The organism is Paenibacillus sp. MT124, from assembly GCF_058792755.1.
This window is the reverse complement of record NZ_CM179500.1, coordinates 2,486,802-2,506,897: the sequence shown is the minus strand read 5'-3', so window position 1 is coordinate 2,506,897 and position 20,096 is coordinate 2,486,802. Positions and strand designations below refer to the sequence as shown.

The window sequence follows — 20,096 nt, the reverse complement described above, 5'->3', positions numbered from 1 at the left end:
TCATTCTGTCATAGTGCAGCAAAAACCGGGAGTCGTAAAACGCCCGGTTTTTGCTGTAGTTATACATCTTCAGCTTGCTGCCTGCGTACGATTCAGTGCCGGGTCAGACATGACATCGGCCTGATCTATGTAAAGCAGTTTAGCGAGCTTGGTCAGCTGTACGGAATTTGTTGGCAATAGCCGTCAGTTCCGCGCTGATGCTGTTCAGCGTTTGAACGAATGATTGCATTTGTTTGCTTGCTTCCTGGAACTCCTGGAAGAAGCGTTGTTTCGTCATACCTTCCCATTGTCCTTCCATGCTTGTGATGGATTGAGTCAATGTAGAAACGATTTGCTGACTTTGCTCACCGCTTTGTTTGAATTGGTTGGAAACCTGATCAAGTTGTTCTGGGGTAACTAAAATGCGTCCTGCCATGTGTAAATTCCTCCTTGGTTTGTGCAATTAAATTTTTGCTTGTTCAAATTGTACTATACCAGGATCGATCGGACAAAAGCCGAAGGACCTAATCCTATTTACCCCATTTTTGGTGATTGAAACTTCCCCTAACAGACTATTTACATAAATAATTCACTTTCTGCTGTCCTTAATTTGCACTTCTGTAAACTGCCTAATCAGGATACCACAGGTTCGGTTCCTCTTCTCCCCCGAAAGGTGGGATCTGTGAATCTCCACGCTACAGGTTCAGGCTGCATCGCCTGGATCAATGTAGCCGGAGAACCGTCGGGCGGCGCAGCATCCTGCACCCGGTATACTGCCGCCACCGCGGAAAGGGGATCGGATACTACAGCAGCAGCTGCGGCGTGTGTAGGCATGATTTCCCCTACACGATTGTTTTCTAGAACGTTAAGCATATTGACCGCATTGCCATAGGCTGTGTTCACATGACTCAGCACTGTACGATACTCCATGTCTGCCTGCTGGAATAACAAGGCTTTGCGTCCCAATTGCACGCTTAAGTCCATAAAACGACGCACCGCATCTTCGCCAAGTCGCTTGCTGTGACTCCATTCACTCATCACCGCAGCCCGGGCCTCAATATCCCACTCCAGCGAATGGATTGCCTGTTCCAACACTGTCATCTTTTGCTGTATTTGCTCCGCCGCATACTGAATCTGCCTGCTCAGTGCCCGAAGCACATCCGGTTCCACACGAATGCGCATTTACCATCACCTTTCCTCTTCCCCTGCAGGCTGTTTAAGCCAGTCCAGCAGCATCTCGTGAAACTGTTCTCTCGTCGTCAGCGCCGCTACAAGCCAATCATCTGAAGCGGCTGTACTCATGCGGAACAACCAGTTGGATACAGAGCTAGCAGCGAATGCTGCTGACTGTGACTTCCAACCTTCTCCGTTCCATACAAGCAATCGCAGTTCACCATCTGATTCTTTGTTAACCAGACAACGTGCAAGAGCCAGCGAACCTTCCGGATCGTTCGTCTCCTGTGCCAGTTCATCAGCAACTGCAGATTCTTCTTTGTTGCTTAGCTCGTTCATAACATCATAGAATTTTTTCTTGGAGCACATCAATGCCGGCTTCTCCGCAGGTGAATGGCCACTCCATTTCATCCTTTGAATCAGGAAGTCAATCGCTTCACGAACGTTCCCGAGATCGGATAACCGGAAGGAGTCCGGTTCATCAGCAACACGGGAAACTTCAACGACCCGTTCGTCCGTGCAATGGATATAACTTTCATACGAAGTGCCACTGGATGTGTAGCGAATCCAGCAAGCCCTGTCTGACAATCCAGCAATGGCTACTCTGGAGAAAACGGTCGGTGTCATGATCAGCTCATTGCTGTCCTGATCCTGAATCAAATATCCCTTTTCGAGCAGAGAAGTTTTGACGTGCTCCCATTCCACAGCGATGTCTTCTGCCATGTAACCGCGGAAGGGGTCTTCAACGCCAAGCAATCGGTCTGAACCGAGAATCCCGGCCAGGAAAAAAAGTTCTTTTATTTGCAAAGTGACTACCTTTTGCTTGGAATCATGAACCGTCAACATTATGAGCCACCTCCCCTCAAACTACAACATGCCATCGGTCACGAATTTCAGAAATCCAATCTGTCATTTTCCAGGTGTCATCACAAGGAACTGCACCTTTAACCCTGGAATATTTGCGTTTAACATAATAACCTTGACCTGGTGGCAGTACCTTCAGCCCACCTGAGCTGCCTCCAGATTCGGTATAAGGAATACGGAAGAACGAGAGATCGTTAGGGTCTAAAGTCCCGAACAACAATCCACTCTGGGAAGCCTTCACATCACTTACCCAGTCTGAACCAAACGTTGGGAAATCAGCTGGAACACCCGAAAGTATGACATGTATCCCGCGATCCCGTCCTTGACGAACAATCGCGCCCAATTGATCTTTCACATTAAAATCATTCAACTGTTTGGACAGAGTATCCGCATCATCGATGACAAGCACGATCTCCGGTCCACCCTTTAACTCGCCTCTTTTTAGAACTTCATCGTACAACTGTTGGATCACAGGCGCAAGCTGTTCTTCACGAGACACATGTCCGCGGACATGGGGCAAACTGCTGATCTCTCCCAGTCCTCCGGTACCATATCTCATATCTACCGTATATATTTGCACATCTTCAGGAGAAGCATGATACGCCAGAGATAACATCCATGTCAACAAAAATGTTGTTTTCCCGCCCTCCATGGGACTTGTGACCATAAAATGCGGACCTTCACGCAGGTTCAGCAAGAAAGGCTCGAGATCATCTGTCAACAAGCCTACAGGAACATTGACCGTCGAAAATTCTCCTGCTTGGGCAAATGGCCCCGTATTTACAAGTAAATCCTTGAGCTTCACTTCTTCAGGAAGCGGAGCAATCTGCGGAGCCTCTTCTCCTGTCCAGCTATCCCGAATCTCTGCGATCAACCCGCGGAGAGCAGACGAACGTTTCCCTTCATCCTCACCGGACGATGGCAAAGCCGCCTGGAACATTAATGGTGGTACCTGTCCTTTTACAAGACCTCTGCCTGGTGGAAGCTGGCTTGGTGCCTTGGAAGGCCGTCCAACTGCATAATAATAGTCACTTGGATCGGATAGTTCAAAGGAGACCGCGTTTGGTATGTTGCTTCTGAACTTCTCGAAGACATCTGTCACCCGATTCGCAGTCAGAATGAACGTAATTCCAAGACTTCCACCTTCACGAAGAATCGTTTCCAGCAGTTCATTCTCTTCTGGGTAAGCATTGCGGAATGATAGATAACCATCAATTACAACAACAATCTGTGGAACAGCTGCATGTGCTGTACGACGATAAGCCGAAATCGTTTTAACCCCTGCCTCCGAGATCATATCCTTGCGCTGTGCTGACAGCTTCAGAATATACCGGAATAGACGCTTGATCCGATCCTCCTCTTCGGCCATCAGAACGCCACCGATCTGCGGCAGTCCTGTAAAGTCCTTCATCATCCGTCCCATATCGATAATGTATCCATGCCATGGATCCGTACGACGAGAACGTGCGAGTGACATCAGCAAAGTCTGGACAAACGTCGTTTTACCCAAACCAGGCATGCCGTACACAATCAAATGCCCTTGATCTACAGGGAGTGCAAGTGGCATCTGACGCTGGTTAGGCAGATCGTCAAGCAGACCAACCACCGGCTTCAAGCCACTGGCTCCGCCGTCAAGCAGCAGCTCTCTGTGCTCTTCATCCTGCCAATCCGTCAGACTGTCCCATTCCAGCGTCTCTGGAAGAGGTGGCAGCCATGGACCAGGCAATCTTTTGATTCCTGCATCTGCGGCAGACTGTGCCACATAATCGATGAAGACCTGTAGTTGTTTAGGAACATCTTCGCCTTTGAGGACTGCCCTGCGTTCGCCAGTCAAAAGTGGTTCTCTCTTACCGTTAAGACGCACTTCCATGACAGGCAGTACAGTTGATGTGTCCTCCTGCTGGTTATAAGGTGCACCACTCCAGGCAAACTGCATTTCCTCAAATACCTCATCACTGCCGACCTGGAAATATCCGCGGCCCGGCTTGGTAATCCATGCTGCATTAGGGATTTTGATCATATCCCGGCTGTCTCCCTCGCTCTGTACACGAAGACAGATGCGGAAACGGGAGTTACTCCATATTTTGTCATCCACTACGCCTGCCGGCTTTTGAGTTGCCAGAATCAGATGGACACCCAGTGTTCGGCCAATAGCCGCAATACTAATCAACTCGTCCATGAATTCCGGCTGGTCTCGTTTCAATTGGGCAAACTCATCAATAATAATGACCAAATGAGGTAATGGCTGTTCATGTCTGGAACGTAAAATCTTGTAATATTCATCAATGTGCTGAAGGTTACCGGCATCATTCAATATCTTCTGCCTTCTGACCAATTCGGCCCGAAGCGAGATATTGGCCCGTTCAATCAAATTACCATCCAGGTTGGTGATCGTACCCACCACGTGAGGCAGGCCTACGAACGTATTGGACATCCCGCCTCCTTTATAGTCAATCAACATAAAGGCCAGGTCATGGGGATGGAACTCGGCAGCCAGGGAGGCCACAATAGACTGAATGACCTCACTTTTACCTGAACCCGTGGTACCTGCGATCAATCCGTGTGGGCCGTGACCCTGACGTTCAATTTTATCATGCAAGTTGATGGCAATTTTCTTGCCACCTGCGCGCACGCCCATGGGTACAGGCAGCGTATCCGGATATCGTGTCTGGCCCCAGCGGGTGATTACATCCAGGTCTTCAACACGTGAGGTGCCAAGCATATCAAATAACGGAAGGATTTGCGGGATGTCCGAAGCGGAAGATCGCTTCAGCCGAATGGGAGACATGTAACGCGAGAGTGCCTCAGCGGTCTCTTTTGATATCACATCTGGTGTGTACGTCTGCTGTACAACGTCAGCATCTTCCGTTTTTTTGATGTACACACCCTTGCCTTTGGACGCTTCCATGATCAATTGACAATGCATCGGTAGGGATTCCTTGCGGTTCGCCAGAATAATGGTACACACATCGATCTCCTGTGCAGATTCAAGCAATAATGGAAGAAGAGGCTCTTCTTCAATAAGCTGTGTGTCCGAGAGAACCACCACATAACATGGAGTCTGCACACTTTTTTTGTATCGGTCCTCTTTGTTGTTCCGACGACGGTTTAACACGGAAAACAAGCTGTCCGCCAATTGATGCGCACCGCTGTGCCTGTCGGCCATATAGCGTTGTCCCTGATCTTCATCCCAGATATGGGGTAACCAGCGCAGCCAGTCCCATTCCTTCGCTTCTTTCTCTTCATAAAATGCAGCAATCTTCAATTCATCCGGCGAATGCCGCACCGTGAGTTGTGAAATGATGACGCGCAGGGAAGCAAGTACTTCCTCCCGATTCCCCACCAATCCCATCACTTTCGATTGGAATAGCGGGAGCGTAATGGAAGCATCGGATACCGTCTCAAATTCTGCTGCAAGTTCATGAGCTGCCTCGATTAATTCATCTTTTTCATAACCATCCACTCGTGGAACCTGCAGTTTAATTCGAAATGGAATTTCTCCCGTACCAATCCGTACCTGTAAGAAATCGTCATCTTCCGGTGAACGCTCCCATAAGGAGCTGTTGCGATTCTTCACGACTTGCAGACAAACATTGGGATCTCCATGAATCTCGTACAGGCTCTTGACCTGCTCGGCCTGAGCTTCCTTAAGCTCTTCACGGTGCTTATCCAGTTGGGCTCGGTACATGGCCTTACGTTCTTCGATCTTTTTGCGATACGTCTTTTTGTTACTCAGATACACAAAGAACGGAATCGTATATGACGTAAGCATCATCATGACGGTCATCATCTGAAACATCATATAGCTGCTGTTGCCCATTTTGCCCGTCATGTTGATATATACGTAGAATCCAATACTGACCATCGTCATCATGATCGGTATTATAATAGAAATCATTGAAAACGTAGGTTTGCTCGGCTCCGTTGGAGGTCTGAGAATTTCCAGCCTTTCTTCCTTAAGAACCGGTGTCATTCTTGGAGAACGTTGATATAACACATTCACGAAGAGAAGACCTCCTTATAATTGGTTCGATAATGAATGTATACGTCAAGTGGACTCATTCGTTGCTGTCCTGCTGAAATAACGAACGTCTTCCGTATACAGGCGCTTCTTCCGTAGTGGTGGAGAATGCCCGCTGAACCCGTACACAGCTTCCTTGCCGCAGACCCGTTTCCATCAGCTGCTGCGAGTTCTGCGGAGAGAACCACAGACCTTCGGGAAATTTGGCTTCAAGGATGTATTGGATACCATCACCAGGCGCCTGTCCAAAGATCCGCACCCCCAGTAATGTTTTTAAATGTTCAATCGTACACTCATCCGGGACTTCAATGTCGAACCATTCACCTTCCTCCCGGCCGGAATACACGGTAAGAATCATCATAATCCCTCCATGGTCTCATATGTAAATTGTCCTAATGTCAAATTAAATCAAAAAAATACAGATGAATCGTTATTCCAACCCTATTTTCTTACATTAACACCCTGTTTGCAATGTACATCCTGTATTTTTGTTACATATGACCCACATAATTATTAAAATATCGTCCAATGGACTCAGAACTTTTGAGGCATTATTCACGTTAATTATTGCGAGGATGCGAAAACACCTCTTTTTCTTCCATATAAATGGGAGAGAATATTCTGTATTCGGGACTTCCTATTCCTTCGTCCACAATCAAATTGTGAACACTTTTCAAACATTGCCCACCTTTATGTTTTCATAAGCTGATTTTAAGGTAATTTTAAGCATTGGAATTTAATATAACCAGTATGAAATAACTCTCGTGAGGTGATTTCTAGTGAGAACACTAATAACTTTTCAAAACAAATCAATCCCTGTATATTTCAATCAAGAAAACAAACAACCTATGCAAAAGACATTAAGACTGCTCAGCAGTGCCCTTGAGCATAAAATCAGTAATGGTAAACGCGCTTTGCAAAAATGTCTGCACTCTTTGATTAGCATTGAGATTGTCGGTTGTGAGGCCATTCTGCACAGCCGCAGTGAAAATGACTCTCTAGCCTTGTCGCTGTATTAAAGCAGAGTCGGTAAAGAAGTTGCATATGCAAGGAAAAAGGAAGCTGTCCATGAAGACAAGCTTCCTTTTTTTGATGAAGGCAAGATTCCTCTATCTATTTTAATGCACTTTGCTGACAGCATAAGTAGTCTCATGCTCCTCAGCGATCTCAGCTCTGCGGATACGAATGACAAACAGCCGAACCAGATTTGCACGTGTATGCTCTTCCTGACAAGTGTTCAATTTTCTCAGAATAAAACGGTCAATGGACATGGAATTCAAGCCCCTTTACCTTTGGATTTACGGATCGGTACTCCCGTGTATCCATAAATAACCAGATTGAACGAGCCCCAAACAGCTTTTTCCTCGGATTTCTTCACGTCCAAAATCATGATGTAAAAACGTGCAAAAGCCCGTCACCTCAAGGCAGGAGCGGACTTTCGCATTCCTTGTCGATCTATCTCGAACGATCTGTTTAATTGATGCCAGGGAAATCCCGGTATTGGTGCTGCAGACTGATCCAACGGGTACGTGTGAATTTCTCGATGGCCCAATCGCCGCCAAAGCGGCCAATCCCGGAAGACTTTTCGCCTCCAAACATGACATGTGCCTCATCATTTACAGATTGGTCATTCACATGCACCATACCGGATTCAATGTTCTGGGCTACCCGGTAACCCCTCTCCAGATTGCTCGTAAATACAGATCCACTTAATCCGTATGGTGTATCATTTGCCAGACGGACAGCATCTTGCTCGTCCTCTGCACGCATTAGGACGGCCACAGGACCAAACAGTTCCTGTTGGACAATATCCTGTTCAGGTTTGACATCCACAAGCACCGTCGGTTCCAACACACTGCCCTTACCTGATCCGCCATGAAGCAAACGCGCCCCCTCTTCCTGAGCCGATTGGATCCATTCCAACAAGCGCTGTACTTCTTTTTCACGAATAAGGGGACCTACCATCGTTTCTGAATCTGCGGGATCGCCTGTCCGTATGCGCTTCGTTTTGTCCACGAACGATTTAACAAATTGGTCATATACATCGGCATGTATGATGATCCGGTTGAGTGCCATGCAGATCTGCCCCTGATGAAGAAATTTGCCAAAAACCGCAGCCTCGGCGGCTCGCTCAATGTCTGCGTCTTCGAGTACCACCATTGCATTATTGCCGCCAAGCTCAAGTGCTGTTTCTTTCAAATGTTCTCCTGCCAGCTTCCCGATCCCCTGCCCGACTTTGGTCGATCCTGTAAAGGAAATTACCTTGGGAATGGGATGAGCAACAAAATAATCTCCTATTTCCCCACCACTTCCGGCAACCACATTCAGGACACCTTTAGGTAATCCGGCTTGATGAAATAAATCCGCAATCAACCAGCCTGCCGTAATTGGCGTGTCCGATGCCGGCTTAATAACTACACCATTTCCAAGTGCAATGGCCGGAGCAACGGAGCGAAGACACAAATGGAGCGGGAAGTTCCATGGTCCAATGACTCCAACCACACCCTTGGGTTCGCGAATGACTCGGTTTTCTTTGCCTGGTGTGTTTGAAGGAATCAGCTCACCTTTCATTCTGTAGGGAAACGAAGCTGCTTCATCCACGATACGTTTCGCTGCGGCAAACTCCGATTCTGCCTTAATACGCGTGCTACCCGATTCTGTAATCAGCAGATTCAATATTTCTTCTTTGCGATCGGTCATCAAGGATGACACTTTTCGCAATATGCCTTCTTTTATACCTGGCAGGGACTTTCTCCATTCCAATGAGCTTTTTTGGGCGGCTTCGTATGCCCGATCTATGTCCGTCTTACTGGAAGAACGCCAGGTTGCAATCACTTCCCCCGTATAAGGGTTCATGTTCTCCATCGTTTTCTCACCGGAGCCTTCTACCCAATCGCCATTAATATACTGTTTGGTCCAGGTTGCAGATGTTTTCTCCATTAAAGTCATCTGGATGCGCCTCCTAATCAGGATTAGATGTTCTTCTTCTATAAGAAGTGTAGTACTTCATTAACCTGATTAAAGATTACGCAAACGCGTCACTCAGACTCTACTATTCGGATGGAGGTGCCTCCTGTCGGGCAAAATCATTCAGCTTCTCCCAGCCGTAGGCTATCTCAATCAGATCTTGCCCTCCTATTCGTATGGGTTGTGTATGGACAGGACTTCCACCCATCTTTTCATAAAAACGGCATGCCGAATTTCGCTCCAATGCCCAGATCAACAGACGCTTCATGTCCAGAGAATGAAGATACCGAACAACTTGCACGGCCAGTTGCTGACCAATTCCCTTTTGTTGTACATCTTCCAGCAAATAAATGGCATATAACTCTGCATCATAAGGCAGCTTACCTTCGCGCTCCCTTCCTCCGCAGGCAAATCCGACAATATTCCCGTCCGGCTGTTCAGCCACCATCAGAATCTGATTTTTTTCGTCAGAGCGTATGGTTTGCTCCCATTGGGATATTCTTGTCTCCGTAGTCAAATGATCCAAAAAATCATCCGGTATAATATTGCGATATGTCGTCTTCCAACTCTCAGTATGTACATGGGCAATTCCTTCTGCATCCCCTTCACGGGCTTGTCTGATCTGTATCAACGAGCACTCACCTACCTCTCAGATTGTAGCGATTGTACATTATTATAAGCGTGATGATTCCATATTCCAAATCCATCCATAATGTCCAATTTAGGAGAGAGTAACGATCTGGCACTATGGCCGGATCGTTACTCTTGTGCCTATAGATACCTTTGAAGAGAGATCCAGCACGTCTGGATTGTACATACGGATACATCCATGTGATACAGACTTGCCGATGGACGAAGGTTCATTCGTCCCATGGATGCCATAATGAGGTAGAGATAACCCCATCCACAGCACACCAAAGGGTCCACCCGGATTGGCTTGTTTATTGACAATGGTAAATTCCCCGCTCGGAGTCTGAGTGAGCATCTTGCCTGTTGCCACAGGATAGCCCTTGATTACCTGATTGCCATCCAGAAGATATAACATGTGATCCGACAGATCTACAATAATTCTGTAATCCGGCATTATGACATCCCTCCTGACCTATTCTATGCTGAAGCCATAAGGATGCCCGCCTAATTTAGTGCTCTTCCCAATCGTTTACTCTCCGGGCATGTTTGGGTTTACGTGAATTTGCAGGTTTGCTTGTAGCAGTCCGCCGCTTGGAAGCAACTGCTTCTTTCCGCTGCTGATACTGCAATTCCTTCTGCATTTTCAGGTAATTGTTTAGCCTTTTTTCTTCCAGAGACCCATTTTGAATGGCTTCGGTAACAGCACAGCCCGCTTCACGTGTATGACTGCAGTCCACGAATCTGCAGGCTTCAGCAAGTTGCTCTATTTCACCAAACGCCTGGGAAAGTCCATCATTGCCCTCGTCCCACAGGTTCAGCTCACGCATACCAGGTGTATCAATGAGTACAGCCCCTTGCGGCAAAACGAACATCTCCCGATGGGTTGTCGTATGTCTTCCACGGCTATCGTCCTCCCGGACGGATTGGGTAAGCTGTACATTCCGTCCCATCATCCAGTTGACAAGAGTAGACTTGCCGCTTCCTGAAGAACCCGTCAAGGCTACTGTGGTCCCTGGCTGCAGATAGGTTTCAAGTGAAGCTTTTCCATGATCCTGGGCAGCTGACAGCGCCAGTACTTCAATGCCTGGGGCAATCCCTTCTACCATAGCCCTTTTTTCCTCAACTTCAGTGCACAGATCACTCTTGCTCAAAACGATGACAGGTCTAACCCCTCCATTCCAAGCCATCATGATATACCTCTCCAACCGTCTAAGATTGAAATCATGATTAAGCGCTGCGACGATCAGCAACGTATCTACGTTTGCAGCAATCAGCTGCTCTTTCGTTACGGACCCGGCAGCCTGCCTGGATACACGGCTCTTCCTTGAGAGAATACTGTGAATTGTAGCCTCTTCTCCGGGCTCACCCGTAATTGCTACCCAATCCCCTACTGCAGGAAGTGTCCCAGTCTCCAGGTTGTCATGACGCATACGTCCCGATACCCTTCCCCAGCATTCGCCACCGGCTGTAATAAGACGCTGCAATTGTCCGTGGTCAGCTATGACTCGCGCAGGTTTTCTCATTTGCTGTTCTATTCCTGATTGCTGCCAAAACTCCTGCCATTTAGCAGACCAGCCATACTTCTCCAAGTGATTGTTCAAATTAGAATTTCCTCCTAAATTATGTTTTTATAACTACCTACCCATGATGTGAACGAGCCCTCCAGATCGGATTAAACGCAAATAAAATAAACCACGAGTGATAAACCACCCGTGGCAATTCGTAGTTAACAGAATCGAGATTCTCCTATAAGCACTATCCGCAGAACGTTAAGTTTAACAACCTGCAGCATGCAATACAGGACACCCTTCTTTTCCGGTAATCAAAAAAAGCCACGGGTGCGCCACCCGTGACTTCATCTGCACATGTAATTATACTCTATGCGAATGTGGACATACCTGTCCAATCCACATACATTTACATGCTTTGATCCGTTCCGGAGACGCTGTCCATATTCAAATTAACGTATACTGCCGTTAGGTTTGTCATATAACATCGCCTCCCTTGTAGATTTATCCAACATGTTACACACTGCACTCTGCTTTTGTCAAGCCTAATTATATATTGCCTGCCTGTTTTAATTTCATTGCTTTCATATCTTATATGATAATCGTTATTTTACCTGATCCCAGCGTGTCCACATTTCCTTCGGATTAAGCTCGTAGATCCCATCTTCCCGATACATAAATTGATGCATGATGAACTCACGGCGAATGGTGGCAAAATCCTCATGGTACGTACGTATAAATTCATTGATTTCTTTCTCCGTATACTTGCGTCCGAATTCAAGCTGTTCAACCAGATGACCAAGCACGATCAGCTTCTTCTTGTACTGGGCCGGAATTTGACGCAAGCGTCCATCTTTGGAAAAGAAATTTCGCATGACCGATGCTTTTAGCGTTTCGTTCACATCACTCATATCGGCTACCTCCTCCCTTTTGAAAATAAAGTCAACGGAAGCTTGAGCATGCTCCCGTATAAAGGATGGGTTGAGAGAGAAAAACACCGTATTTTTCTCTCTCCGTTCCTTGATCAATGCTGCTTCTCTCAACTTGGATGCATGATGAGTAACTGTGGGCTGTGACAGATTCAGCTTCTCGGCAAGTGCCTGTCCGTGCAGTTCACCCTCAGACAGCAATAACAGCATACGAAGCCGAGTAGGATCAGCCAAGGCTTTGTGGTAAGCCACAATTTTCTCCAGTTGCATAGGCGTCGCCTCTTTCATTTAGATAAATATCTAATTTGATGTTAATCTTTTCTCTCTATAAAGTCAAACCTGTTATTCGGAATTTTCTTCCGTCAATTCCTGGCGTGAACTGGCATTACATGACTATTTACGGTAGGATAATATTGCTTGAATGAAGGAGGAGTAAGAACATGGAAGATGTAATTATCATTGGTGGAGGACCTTGTGGTCTATCTGCTGCCATCGAATGTGAACGGCTGGGTCTGTCAGCTGTCATTGTAGAGAAGTACAATATTGTACAATCCATCTATCTGTATCCAACCCATATGCAATTTTTTAGCACAGCGGAACTGCTCGAGATCGGAAATGTCCCGTTCAGTTCGCCAAACGACAAACCTTTCCGCTACGAGGCACTCGCCTATTATCGCAAAGTAGCCGAACACTTCGGCCTGCGTGTTCATAATTATGAGGAAGCCCGCGAAATCAAACGTAGAGACGATGCAACCTTTGAAGTACATACGGTCAACCGCCGCGGGGAAAGCATTGTTCATCAGGGACGCAATGTCGTTGTTGCAACAGGTTACTTCGACCACCCGAATTACCTCGGTATTCCGGGAGAAGACAAAGATAAAGTTACTCACTATTTCCGGGAAGCACATCCCTACACACGTACGCGTGTTGCAATCATCGGAGGCAGCAATTCCGCCGTGGATGCAGCGATGGAACTCGTCCGTGTAGGCGCCCACATTGACATGGTATATCGGGGTACGGGTCTGTCCGAGCATATCAAGCCATGGGTACGCCCTCTATTTGAGAGCATGGTTCAGAAAGGCCGTATTACGCTCCATCTCGGTGCACGGGTTAATGAGATTTTGGATGATTCCATTCGCCTGCTTCATGCAGATGGATCAACAAGTGAACTTGATAACGACTTCGTTCTGGCTTTGACCGGTTTCCGTCCAGACCGCAAACTGCTTTCTTCCGTCGGTGTTGAAATGTCAGATGACTTGGACAAACCTGTGTATAATGTGGAAACGATGGAAAGCAGCGTACCAGGAGTTTACGTTGGCGGAGTCATCGCCTCAGGACGAAATGCCAATGAAGTATTCATCGAATCCGGTCGCTGGCATGGAAAATATATTGCGGAGCATATCGTAAGTCGGCAACGCGGGCAGGCTGAAGGGAATTGAAATCCATGGATATGACCTCTTTGCTGTTGCTCGTGTTTGCAGCACTTGGTATTATCAGCAGCAATACACCTGTGACTGTAGCTATGGTATTTCTGCTCCTGTTACGTGTATTGAATGTGAACCAAGCCTTTCCCTGGCTTGAAAAATACGGACTTACGCTTGGCATTATCATCTTGACAATCGGGGTCATGGCGCCCCTTGCCAGCGGCAAGATGAGTCTGCAGACGATTGGGGAGTCTTTCCTTCACTGGAAATCGCTGCTCGCCATAGGTGTGGGCTTACTTGTGGCTTATCTGGGTGGACGGGGCGCTACGCTTATGAGTACGCAGCCAACAGTTGTTGCTGGGTTACTTATTGGAACCGTACTTGGGGTTGCCTTATTCAAAGGAGTCCCTGTAGGACCACTGATTGCGGCAGGCATACTGTCCCTGCTGCTCGGCAAATCCTGATTAAAGTTGGGACTTGACATTCTACTGACTGGCTGTATTTCCCACCGTTGTATGATATACTACTATTCATGCAATTCATGCATCCATGTCCATAGCAGAGAAATCAATTTAATTTGTATTCGTTTGCATAACCAAATTGATTCACCTCGCAATTATTAATGGCCGCAGGAGGATTCAGGTACCATGTCACGTCAGTTTATTACAGAAGCCGTGATGGTGGCTATTTACGGTCAATTGCTCGCGCCGCCCGCGCCTGTTGAATATATTGTTCCTTATACCACCGTCTTGGAGTTATATGAATTTCAGGTCAGCCCGGATCCTTTGATGGATAACCCTGCTGATGATCAGCATGTAAAATCGAAAATTAACGAGATCATTTCTTATTTTGAAGAACCGCTGAATAAGAAGAAGATCGAACGTGCCCTATCCGTCCCTTGGGCAAAAAGCCCGTCCATCCTGTTTGGTGATCAGGTGTCCATCGCCATTATCAATGCGGTGGATACAGCACAGTATGGAGAGTATTTCGATCCGATTGAGACAGAGCTGCTGCTCACTTCACAGCGCCTGAGCATCCCAATTCTCACGGATCAGGTTGAACTGATCGCACGAATTATAGAGTCATCGGCCCCTGTGCAAGTATTTGATATTGATGACTTTGATTTTGCGATGGACGAAGAACCGCTCGATCAGGTCTAGCTGATCTGAAGAGTTCTGTATGCGCATGTGATATAGGCCAAAGAAGCCTTCTCCCGTTGGAAAGGCTTCTTTGGTCTTGCCGTTTAATCCAATATTTTACGTTCAAGCAACATACGACTTAGACTGTTCAGCACCGGAAGTGATCTCGGGTCAAAAAACTTCAACCCTGCCTCGCTGTTTACTCGTGATTCCACCAGACGATCCTGAATGATTCGGGCTCGAAACAGGGCGATGACGTAATAATCTTCATCCCCGCTGGAATGCAGCTGTCTCAGGTCAGGACCCGAATGCAGTGTTTCAAGTGTCATGCTGTTTGCTGTCCATCCCGTCTCCTCCCACAATTCCCGATGAGCTGTATCTTCAATCGCTTCGCCAGGACGCATCTGTCCAACGGGAATACGCCAATGACCTTGCTCGGCGTGCTGGATCAACAACAATTCACCTCGTTCGTTTTCAGCCCAAACTGCAGCCTTCACCACAATATGGGAGCGATGTGCAATATATTGGGCCAAATCTCGGGCTGGCGGATTCAATTCCTATCCCTCCTGTTCGAAGCCGGCAGAAGCCAGCGGTACAATCCATGCTTAGACACATTTCAATTCAGTTCCTTCACCTCGTTACACAGGTCGAACTGAAGGTATCGTGAGAACAACCCTGATTAGACCTCAGTATAACGATATTCGATATCTTGTCCTTCTTCCACTACATCGACATGCAGCTTGTGGCCTTTCAGGTACCAATAATCGTGATCTTCCATAAAAAAGCGAATCCCCGAAACTTCTGTTTGTTCAGCCGGGTGACGCGGTTCCTCAACAGCGATTCCCAGTGAAAAACCAGGGTGGAGACCTCCGCCGGAGCTATAACGCGCGAAGAATCGGATGCTGTCTCCTTCGTTCAAGTTTAGTTCCTCTTTATACCAGCGGGCAGCGCGGTCAGATACATGTATGGTACTCATTTGATGTCAGCTCCTTCTCTATATATATGTTACATCATATCGCTTGATGGGCTTGAGTTCAAACATTACACCACAGAATTAAACAAAAAGAGCTGCTCATGCAATTGTGAAAAAAGTTTGACAGATCCCAAAAGGCGGTGTTAAGATGCAAACATACGAGATCCACATTCAATTTATTTCCAAAACAGAAAGGGTGATTACGGTGTTTAACATTCATATGGATGGTCTATTTAGCTCACAATTAAATACCGGAGCGCCCTCGAAATCGTTATTCCGTACTTAAGTCAGCACTGCAGTAATCCTGAATAAGGTTAACTGCTGCGCACACTTTCGATACTTATGTTCAGCGGTGGCTCTGCTCTCGGAGCCATGCGCCGTATGATTGATATCCAAGACATACCGCCTGCGTGCGGTATGTCTTTTTTTGTGGGTAGAAACCGGTACACATGAGTAGATAACGTATTTCACTGACACTTGAAAGGAAGGGATACCACTTGTTCTCTGTACTCAAAAACCTGGCCTGGTTCTTCCGGCTGGAACGCAAACGATACCTGATTGGTGTCATTTTGCTCATTCTCGTGGGTGTAGCCGAACTGCTCCCCCCTCGTCTGCTAGGCAATGCCATTGACGAGATTGTGCGCGGTTCCATTACTGGCGCCTCACTCACACGTTACATTTTACTTATTCTAGGAACAGTCGTTATTATCTATCTGACCACGTACATATGGATGCACAAACTGTTTGGTGGTGCGAATCTGGTTGAACGCTTGTTGCGATCGCGTTTCATGGATCACCTGCTGCGGATGACACCGCCCTTCTTTGAGAAGAACAGAACGGGAGATCTGATGGCTCGTGCGACCAACGACCTTCGTTCCATTGCTACCACAGCAGGCTTCGGCATGCTGACACTAACGGATTCAACTGCCTTTCTGGCTACCGTATTGTTCGCGATGGGTTTTCTGGTGAGCTGGAAACTAACCCTTGCTGCAATTCTGCCATTGCCATTTATCGCCATTGCCATGATGATCTACGGGAAAGCCGTCCATCAACGTTATACCTTGGCACAAGATGCGTTCGGGGATATGAATGATCAGGTTCTTGAATCCATCGCGGGTATTCGTGTCGTTCGCGCTTATGTTCAGGAACGTCTGGATCAGAAGCGGTTTGCTGATGTCACCGAAGACGTTTATCGCAAAAACCTGGCTGTTGCCAAGATGGATGCACTGTTTGAACCTACGATTCGGCTGTGTGTCGGTCTCAGTTATGTAATTGCGTTAGCCTACGGGATTTATCTCGTGTTTCACAATGAAATTACCCTCGGAGATCTCGTATCATTCAACATGTATCTGGGGATGATGATCTGGCCTATGTTTGCCATTGGCGAACTGATTAACCTCATGCAGCGTGGCAGCGCCTCACTGGACCGGGTTAACGAAACGTTATCTGTAGAACCTGCTGTCCAGGACGTTGATCAGCCAGCACATATTACGAATCCTGAAGAGATTTCGATGCAGGATGTGACATTCCGCTATCCAAGCTCCACTGTCGATAATCTTAGCCATGTCAGCTTCTCGCTTCGCCGTGGGCAGACACTCGGTGTTGTGGGACGTACGGGAAGCGGTAAGTCCACCCTGCTCAAACAGCTGCTTCATGAATACCCTGCCGGTTCCGGTACACTAAGCATATCCGGACATCCGATTCAGGAGATCGCCAAGGATGACTTACACAGCTGGATCGGTTACGTTCCGCAGGAGCAGGTGCTGTTCTCCAAGTCGGTTCGTCAGAACATTCAATTCGGCAAGCCGGGTGCAAGTGATGAAGTCATTATGGAAGCCATCCGTACCGCAGCCTTTGATGGAGATTTGGGTACATTATCCGATGGACTGGATACCCTTGTTGGTGAGAAGGGGATTGCCCTGTCGGGGGGACAGAAACAGCGGGTATCTCTGGCACGTGCCTTTATTGCCGATCCGGATATTCTGATCCTGGATGATGCCTTATCTGCAGTCGATGCAAGAACGGAAGCCAAAATCATTGAAAATATACGCAACAAACGCTCGGGCAAAACCACGCTGATCTCAACGCACCGCCTGTCCGCCATTGAACACGCAGACCGGATCATCGTACTGGAGCACGGGAAAATTACGGAAGAAGGAACCCACCAGGAACTGCTTGCCATGAACGGCTGGTACCGTGAACAATATGAACGGCAGCAGGTGGAATCCAATCTGTCCACGTAGGAGGTCAACGTTTTGAAGTCGAATACAGGCAAAAGGCTGCTTCAATATGCCCTGAAAGCCAAAGGTACTTTTATTGCGGCATTAATCATGTTAACGATCGGTGTAGCCGCTGAGCTCGCCGGTCCGTTCATCGCCAAGTCGATGATTGACAATCATCTGCTAGCCATTGAACAGCCGTTCTATGAGACGGAGGCTTCATCCGAAGCCGCTGCATACAACGGCAAGAATTACAAACGAGAAGGCAGATTCGAAGCCGATGAAGTGAAAGGTGCCGAAGTCAGAGTACTGCAGGCTGGCAAAAGCTTTTATTTCGTCAATGAACCCGTAACTGCACCCGATGGAGATCGTTCATATGAGAATGGAACTTTAACGGTTACGCGTGCGGGTGAAGTGACCGGCCAATATTCGGCAGAGCCGCTTTCCGCTGGTGAACTCTTCGCTTTTTACAAACCTGAAATGCCAAGCATCTATCAATTAATTGTGTATTACATGATCTTTCTCGTGATCTCGGTCATTATGGAGTTTGGTAAAACCTACTGGCTGCAATCCTCAGCAAATAAGGTTATTCAAAGGCTTCGTAATGATGTCTACGCCCATATTCAAAGGCTGCCTGTGCACTTTTTTGATAATCTTCCCGCAGGTAAAGTCGTTTCTAGAGTCACAAACGATACGGAAGCCGTTAAGGATCTGTTCGTTGCCGTGCTATCGAACTTTTTCTCAGGGATCATTACGATTACAGGTGTATATGTCGCCCTCTTCCTGCTGGATTTCCGCCTCGGACTGATCTCGTTGTTCGTTGTGCCGATGCTGATTCTGTGGATTGTGCTCTATCGTAAATTCGCTACCCGTTACAATACCATTATTCGTTCACGGCTGAGTGAGATCAATGCGATCATTAATGAATCCATCCAAGGGATGTCCATTATTCGCGTATTCCGTCACCAGAAGCAGACCAAACAGGAATTCGAAGATCTGAACGACGATTATATGAAACATCAGAACAAAATGCTGAACTTAAACGCCTTTACTTCTCACAACCTGGTAAATGTACTTCGGAATATCGCATTTGCCGTTGTTCTATGGTACTTCGGTTCCAGTGTGCTGGGCGGAACCAGTATCATCTCACTGGGTGTTCTGTATGCATTCGTTGATGTTCTGGGCCGTTTGTTCCAGCCGATCACCGGCATGGTCAACCAACTGGCGAACCTGGATTCCTCCCTCGTATCCGCTGGACGTGTCTTTGAGCTCATGGACGAACAGGGAGAACCTGTAACCGATGGCTCGATGCCGAGGTATAAGGGAAATGTGGTGTTTGACGATGTATCCTTCGCATATAAAAAGGACTTTGTGCTGAACAATATTTCGTTCAAAGCCTCCCAGGGCCAAACTGTTGCCTTGGTTGGTCATACCGGTTCGGGTAAAAGCTCAATTATTAACCTGTTATTCAGGTTCTATGATCCGCAAAAAGGCAAGATTACCATCGACGGTCAGAACGTCAAGGAGCTTCCGAAACAGTGGATTCGGCAGCATATGGGGATCGTGCTTCAGGATCCATATCTGTTCACCGGCACCATTGCGTCTAACGTAAGTCTTGGAGATGAACGTATCACTCGCGCACAGATCGAGCAGGCGCTTCGTGACGTGGGAGCAGAACGGATCCTGGCACATCTGCCTCAGGGATTCGATGAACCCGTTATCGAAAAAGGAAGTACGCTATCTGCCGGACAACGTCAATTGATTTCTTTCGCCCGAGCACTCGCCTTCGATCCGGCTATTCTTATTCTCGACGAGGCAACGGCCAATATCGATACCGAAACGGAAGCCTTGATTCAAAATGCACTGGAGGTCCTCAAAAAAGGACGGACCACATTCATCATCGCTCACCGCCTCTCAACGATTCGTTCAGCTGACCAGATTCTGGTTCTGCACCGCGGTCGCATTGTGGAACAGGGTGCTCACGATGAACTGATGGAACTTCAAGGACGATATTATCAGATGTATCAGCTTCAACAAGGCGCACAAGCGGTTGGCGGAGGAAATGAGAGCAGCAGCTCAGGTCAGGTTATTCCTACAACCCCTTCCTTGGCTGGAGGTAATCTATAACTCTTTATTCATTAGACATTCATTGACTATACAATGTCCAAAGTTCTCTTATTCCCGCCCTGTGCGCAGACTTTCCGGTCTGCGCACAGGGCGTTTTTCTATTGTAAACAAAGCGAAGTGCATTTCCTGCTCTCGTTAGATTG

Annotated in this window: 19 protein-coding genes; 6 read left to right on the top strand and 13 right to left on the bottom strand. The window is 47.3% G+C overall.

Annotated features, from left to right (window positions below; all coding sequences use genetic code 11):
* Nucleotides 1-139 precede the first annotated feature (139 nt).
* The 5 genes from AC3RCI_RS11670 to AC3RCI_RS11650 all read right to left on the bottom strand — a co-directional run bounded on the left by AC3RCI_RS11670 (nt 140) and on the right by AC3RCI_RS11650 (nt 6,395).
* Complete coding sequence (locus AC3RCI_RS11670; protein WP_017689071.1) at nt 140-415, bottom strand: WXG100 family type VII secretion target; 276 nt, start codon at nt 413-415, stop codon at nt 140-142.
* Between the two features lie 197 nt (nt 416-612).
* Entirely contained in the window at nt 613-1,161 is a 549-nt protein-coding gene (locus AC3RCI_RS11665) for a WXG100 family type VII secretion target (RefSeq protein ID WP_095287660.1), read from the bottom strand.
* 6 nt (nt 1,162-1,167) lie between these two features.
* Nucleotides 1,168-1,998: a hypothetical protein gene (locus AC3RCI_RS11660; RefSeq protein ID WP_492529043.1), complete on the bottom strand. Its 831-nt coding sequence runs from the start codon at nt 1,996-1,998 to the stop codon at nt 1,168-1,170.
* 16 nt (nt 1,999-2,014) lie between these two features.
* Nucleotides 2,015-6,019, bottom strand: a complete 4,005-nt coding sequence (gene essC / locus AC3RCI_RS11655) for a type VII secretion protein EssC (RefSeq protein WP_492529041.1) — start codon at nt 6,017-6,019, stop codon at nt 2,015-2,017.
* A gap of 55 nt (nt 6,020-6,074) precedes the next feature.
* Nucleotides 6,075-6,395 carry a hypothetical protein gene (locus tag AC3RCI_RS11650; protein ID WP_062326145.1) on the bottom strand — a complete coding sequence of 107 codons (321 nt, stop codon included), beginning with the start codon at nt 6,393-6,395 and terminating at the stop codon, nt 6,075-6,077.
* 421 nt (nt 6,396-6,816) lie between these two features.
* Between AC3RCI_RS11650 and AC3RCI_RS11645 the strand changes: the two genes are divergently transcribed.
* On the top strand, nt 6,817-7,056 hold the full coding sequence (locus AC3RCI_RS11645; protein ID WP_095287663.1) for a hypothetical protein: 240 nt from the start codon (nt 6,817-6,819) through the stop codon (nt 7,054-7,056).
* A 99-nt stretch (nt 7,057-7,155) separates the two neighbouring features.
* On the opposite strand, the gene AC3RCI_RS11640 is transcribed toward AC3RCI_RS11645, so the two are convergent.
* From AC3RCI_RS11640 to AC3RCI_RS11615, 6 genes are all read right to left on the bottom strand, one after another.
* Entirely contained in the window at nt 7,156-7,308 is a 153-nt protein-coding gene (locus tag AC3RCI_RS11640; RefSeq protein WP_170948036.1) for a hypothetical protein, read from the bottom strand.
* A 202-nt stretch (nt 7,309-7,510) separates the two neighbouring features.
* Complete coding sequence (locus tag AC3RCI_RS11635; RefSeq protein ID WP_492529039.1) at nt 7,511-8,986, bottom strand: aldehyde dehydrogenase family protein; 1,476 nt, start codon at nt 8,984-8,986, stop codon at nt 7,511-7,513.
* A 103-nt stretch (nt 8,987-9,089) separates the two neighbouring features.
* Complete coding sequence (locus AC3RCI_RS11630; protein WP_492472398.1) at nt 9,090-9,635, bottom strand: GNAT family N-acetyltransferase; 546 nt, start codon at nt 9,633-9,635, stop codon at nt 9,090-9,092.
* Nucleotides 9,636-9,749: 114 nt separating this feature from the next.
* A complete protein-coding gene (locus AC3RCI_RS11625; RefSeq protein WP_154893546.1) occupies nt 9,750-10,088 on the bottom strand; it encodes a L,D-transpeptidase family protein in 339 nt (112 codons plus the stop codon).
* 55 nt (nt 10,089-10,143) lie between these two features.
* A complete protein-coding gene (gene rsgA / locus AC3RCI_RS11620) occupies nt 10,144-11,235 on the bottom strand; it encodes a ribosome small subunit-dependent GTPase A (RefSeq protein ID WP_492529037.1) in 1,092 nt (363 codons plus the stop codon).
* Between the two features lie 512 nt (nt 11,236-11,747).
* Nucleotides 11,748-12,341, bottom strand: a complete 594-nt coding sequence (locus tag AC3RCI_RS11615) for a DUF2087 domain-containing protein (protein WP_095358552.1) — start codon at nt 12,339-12,341, stop codon at nt 11,748-11,750.
* A gap of 170 nt (nt 12,342-12,511) precedes the next feature.
* On the opposite strand from AC3RCI_RS11615, the gene AC3RCI_RS11610 reads away from it, so the two are divergent.
* From AC3RCI_RS11610 to AC3RCI_RS11600, 3 genes are all read left to right on the top strand, one after another.
* Nucleotides 12,512-13,510 (top strand): YpdA family putative bacillithiol disulfide reductase, encoded by a 999-nt coding sequence (locus tag AC3RCI_RS11610; RefSeq protein ID WP_095287668.1) that lies wholly within the window; start codon nt 12,512-12,514, stop codon nt 13,508-13,510.
* Between the two features lie 5 nt (nt 13,511-13,515).
* On the top strand, nt 13,516-13,959 hold the full coding sequence (locus AC3RCI_RS11605) for a DUF441 domain-containing protein (protein WP_095287669.1): 444 nt from the start codon (nt 13,516-13,518) through the stop codon (nt 13,957-13,959).
* 183 nt (nt 13,960-14,142) lie between these two features.
* A complete protein-coding gene (locus AC3RCI_RS11600) occupies nt 14,143-14,655 on the top strand; it encodes an ADP-heptose synthase (RefSeq protein WP_095287670.1) in 513 nt (170 codons plus the stop codon).
* 83 nt (nt 14,656-14,738) lie between these two features.
* Here AC3RCI_RS11600 and AC3RCI_RS11595 read toward each other — a convergent pair whose 3' ends face one another.
* Both AC3RCI_RS11595 and AC3RCI_RS11590 read right to left on the bottom strand, forming a co-directional pair.
* On the bottom strand, nt 14,739-15,188 hold the full coding sequence (locus AC3RCI_RS11595; RefSeq protein ID WP_492529035.1) for an NUDIX domain-containing protein: 450 nt from the start codon (nt 15,186-15,188) through the stop codon (nt 14,739-14,741).
* A 125-nt stretch (nt 15,189-15,313) separates the two neighbouring features.
* Nucleotides 15,314-15,610: a HesB/YadR/YfhF family protein gene (locus tag AC3RCI_RS11590; protein ID WP_095358555.1), complete on the bottom strand. Its 297-nt coding sequence runs from the start codon at nt 15,608-15,610 to the stop codon at nt 15,314-15,316.
* 494 nt (nt 15,611-16,104) lie between these two features.
* Here AC3RCI_RS11590 and AC3RCI_RS11585 point away from each other — a divergent pair, with 494 nt between their 5' ends.
* Both AC3RCI_RS11585 and AC3RCI_RS11580 read left to right on the top strand, forming a co-directional pair.
* Complete coding sequence (locus AC3RCI_RS11585; RefSeq protein ID WP_154893548.1) at nt 16,105-17,850, top strand: ABC transporter ATP-binding protein; 1,746 nt, start codon at nt 16,105-16,107, stop codon at nt 17,848-17,850.
* A 12-nt stretch (nt 17,851-17,862) separates the two neighbouring features.
* Nucleotides 17,863-19,953: an ABC transporter ATP-binding protein gene (locus AC3RCI_RS11580; protein ID WP_492529033.1), complete on the top strand. Its 2,091-nt coding sequence runs from the start codon at nt 17,863-17,865 to the stop codon at nt 19,951-19,953.
* The last annotated feature ends 143 nt before the right edge of the window (nt 19,954-20,096 follow it).

Bases quoted from the DNA above. Each gene is read 5' to 3' on its own strand.
- AC3RCI_RS11670 (WP_017689071.1), bottom strand. From the start codon at position 415: ATGGCAGGACGCATTTTAGTTACCCCAGAACAACTTGATCAGGTTTCC.
- AC3RCI_RS11665 (WP_095287660.1), bottom strand. From the start codon at position 1,161: ATGCGCATTCGTGTGGAACCGGATGTGCTTCGGGCACTGAGCAGGCAG.
- AC3RCI_RS11660 (WP_492529043.1), bottom strand. From the start codon at position 1,998: ATGTTGACGGTTCATGATTCCAAGCAAAAGGTAGTCACTTTGCAAATA.
- AC3RCI_RS11650 (WP_062326145.1), bottom strand. From the start codon at position 6,395: ATGATTCTTACCGTGTATTCCGGCCGGGAGGAAGGTGAATGGTTCGAC.
- AC3RCI_RS11640 (WP_170948036.1), bottom strand. From the start codon at position 7,308: ATGTCCATTGACCGTTTTATTCTGAGAAAATTGAACACTTGTCAGGAA.
- AC3RCI_RS11635 (WP_492529039.1), bottom strand. From the start codon at position 8,986: ATGACTTTAATGGAGAAAACATCTGCAACCTGGACCAAACAGTATATT.
- AC3RCI_RS11625 (WP_154893546.1), bottom strand. From the start codon at position 10,088: ATGCCGGATTACAGAATTATTGTAGATCTGTCGGATCACATGTTATAT.
- AC3RCI_RS11615 (WP_095358552.1), bottom strand. From the start codon at position 12,341: ATGCAACTGGAGAAAATTGTGGCTTACCACAAAGCCTTGGCTGATCCT.
- AC3RCI_RS11610 (WP_095287668.1), top strand. From the start codon at position 12,512: ATGGAAGATGTAATTATCATTGGTGGAGGACCTTGTGGTCTATCTGCT.
- AC3RCI_RS11605 (WP_095287669.1), top strand. From the start codon at position 13,516: ATGGATATGACCTCTTTGCTGTTGCTCGTGTTTGCAGCACTTGGTATT.
- AC3RCI_RS11600 (WP_095287670.1), top strand. From the start codon at position 14,143: ATGTCACGTCAGTTTATTACAGAAGCCGTGATGGTGGCTATTTACGGT.
- AC3RCI_RS11590 (WP_095358555.1), bottom strand. From the start codon at position 15,610: ATGAGTACCATACATGTATCTGACCGCGCTGCCCGCTGGTATAAAGAG.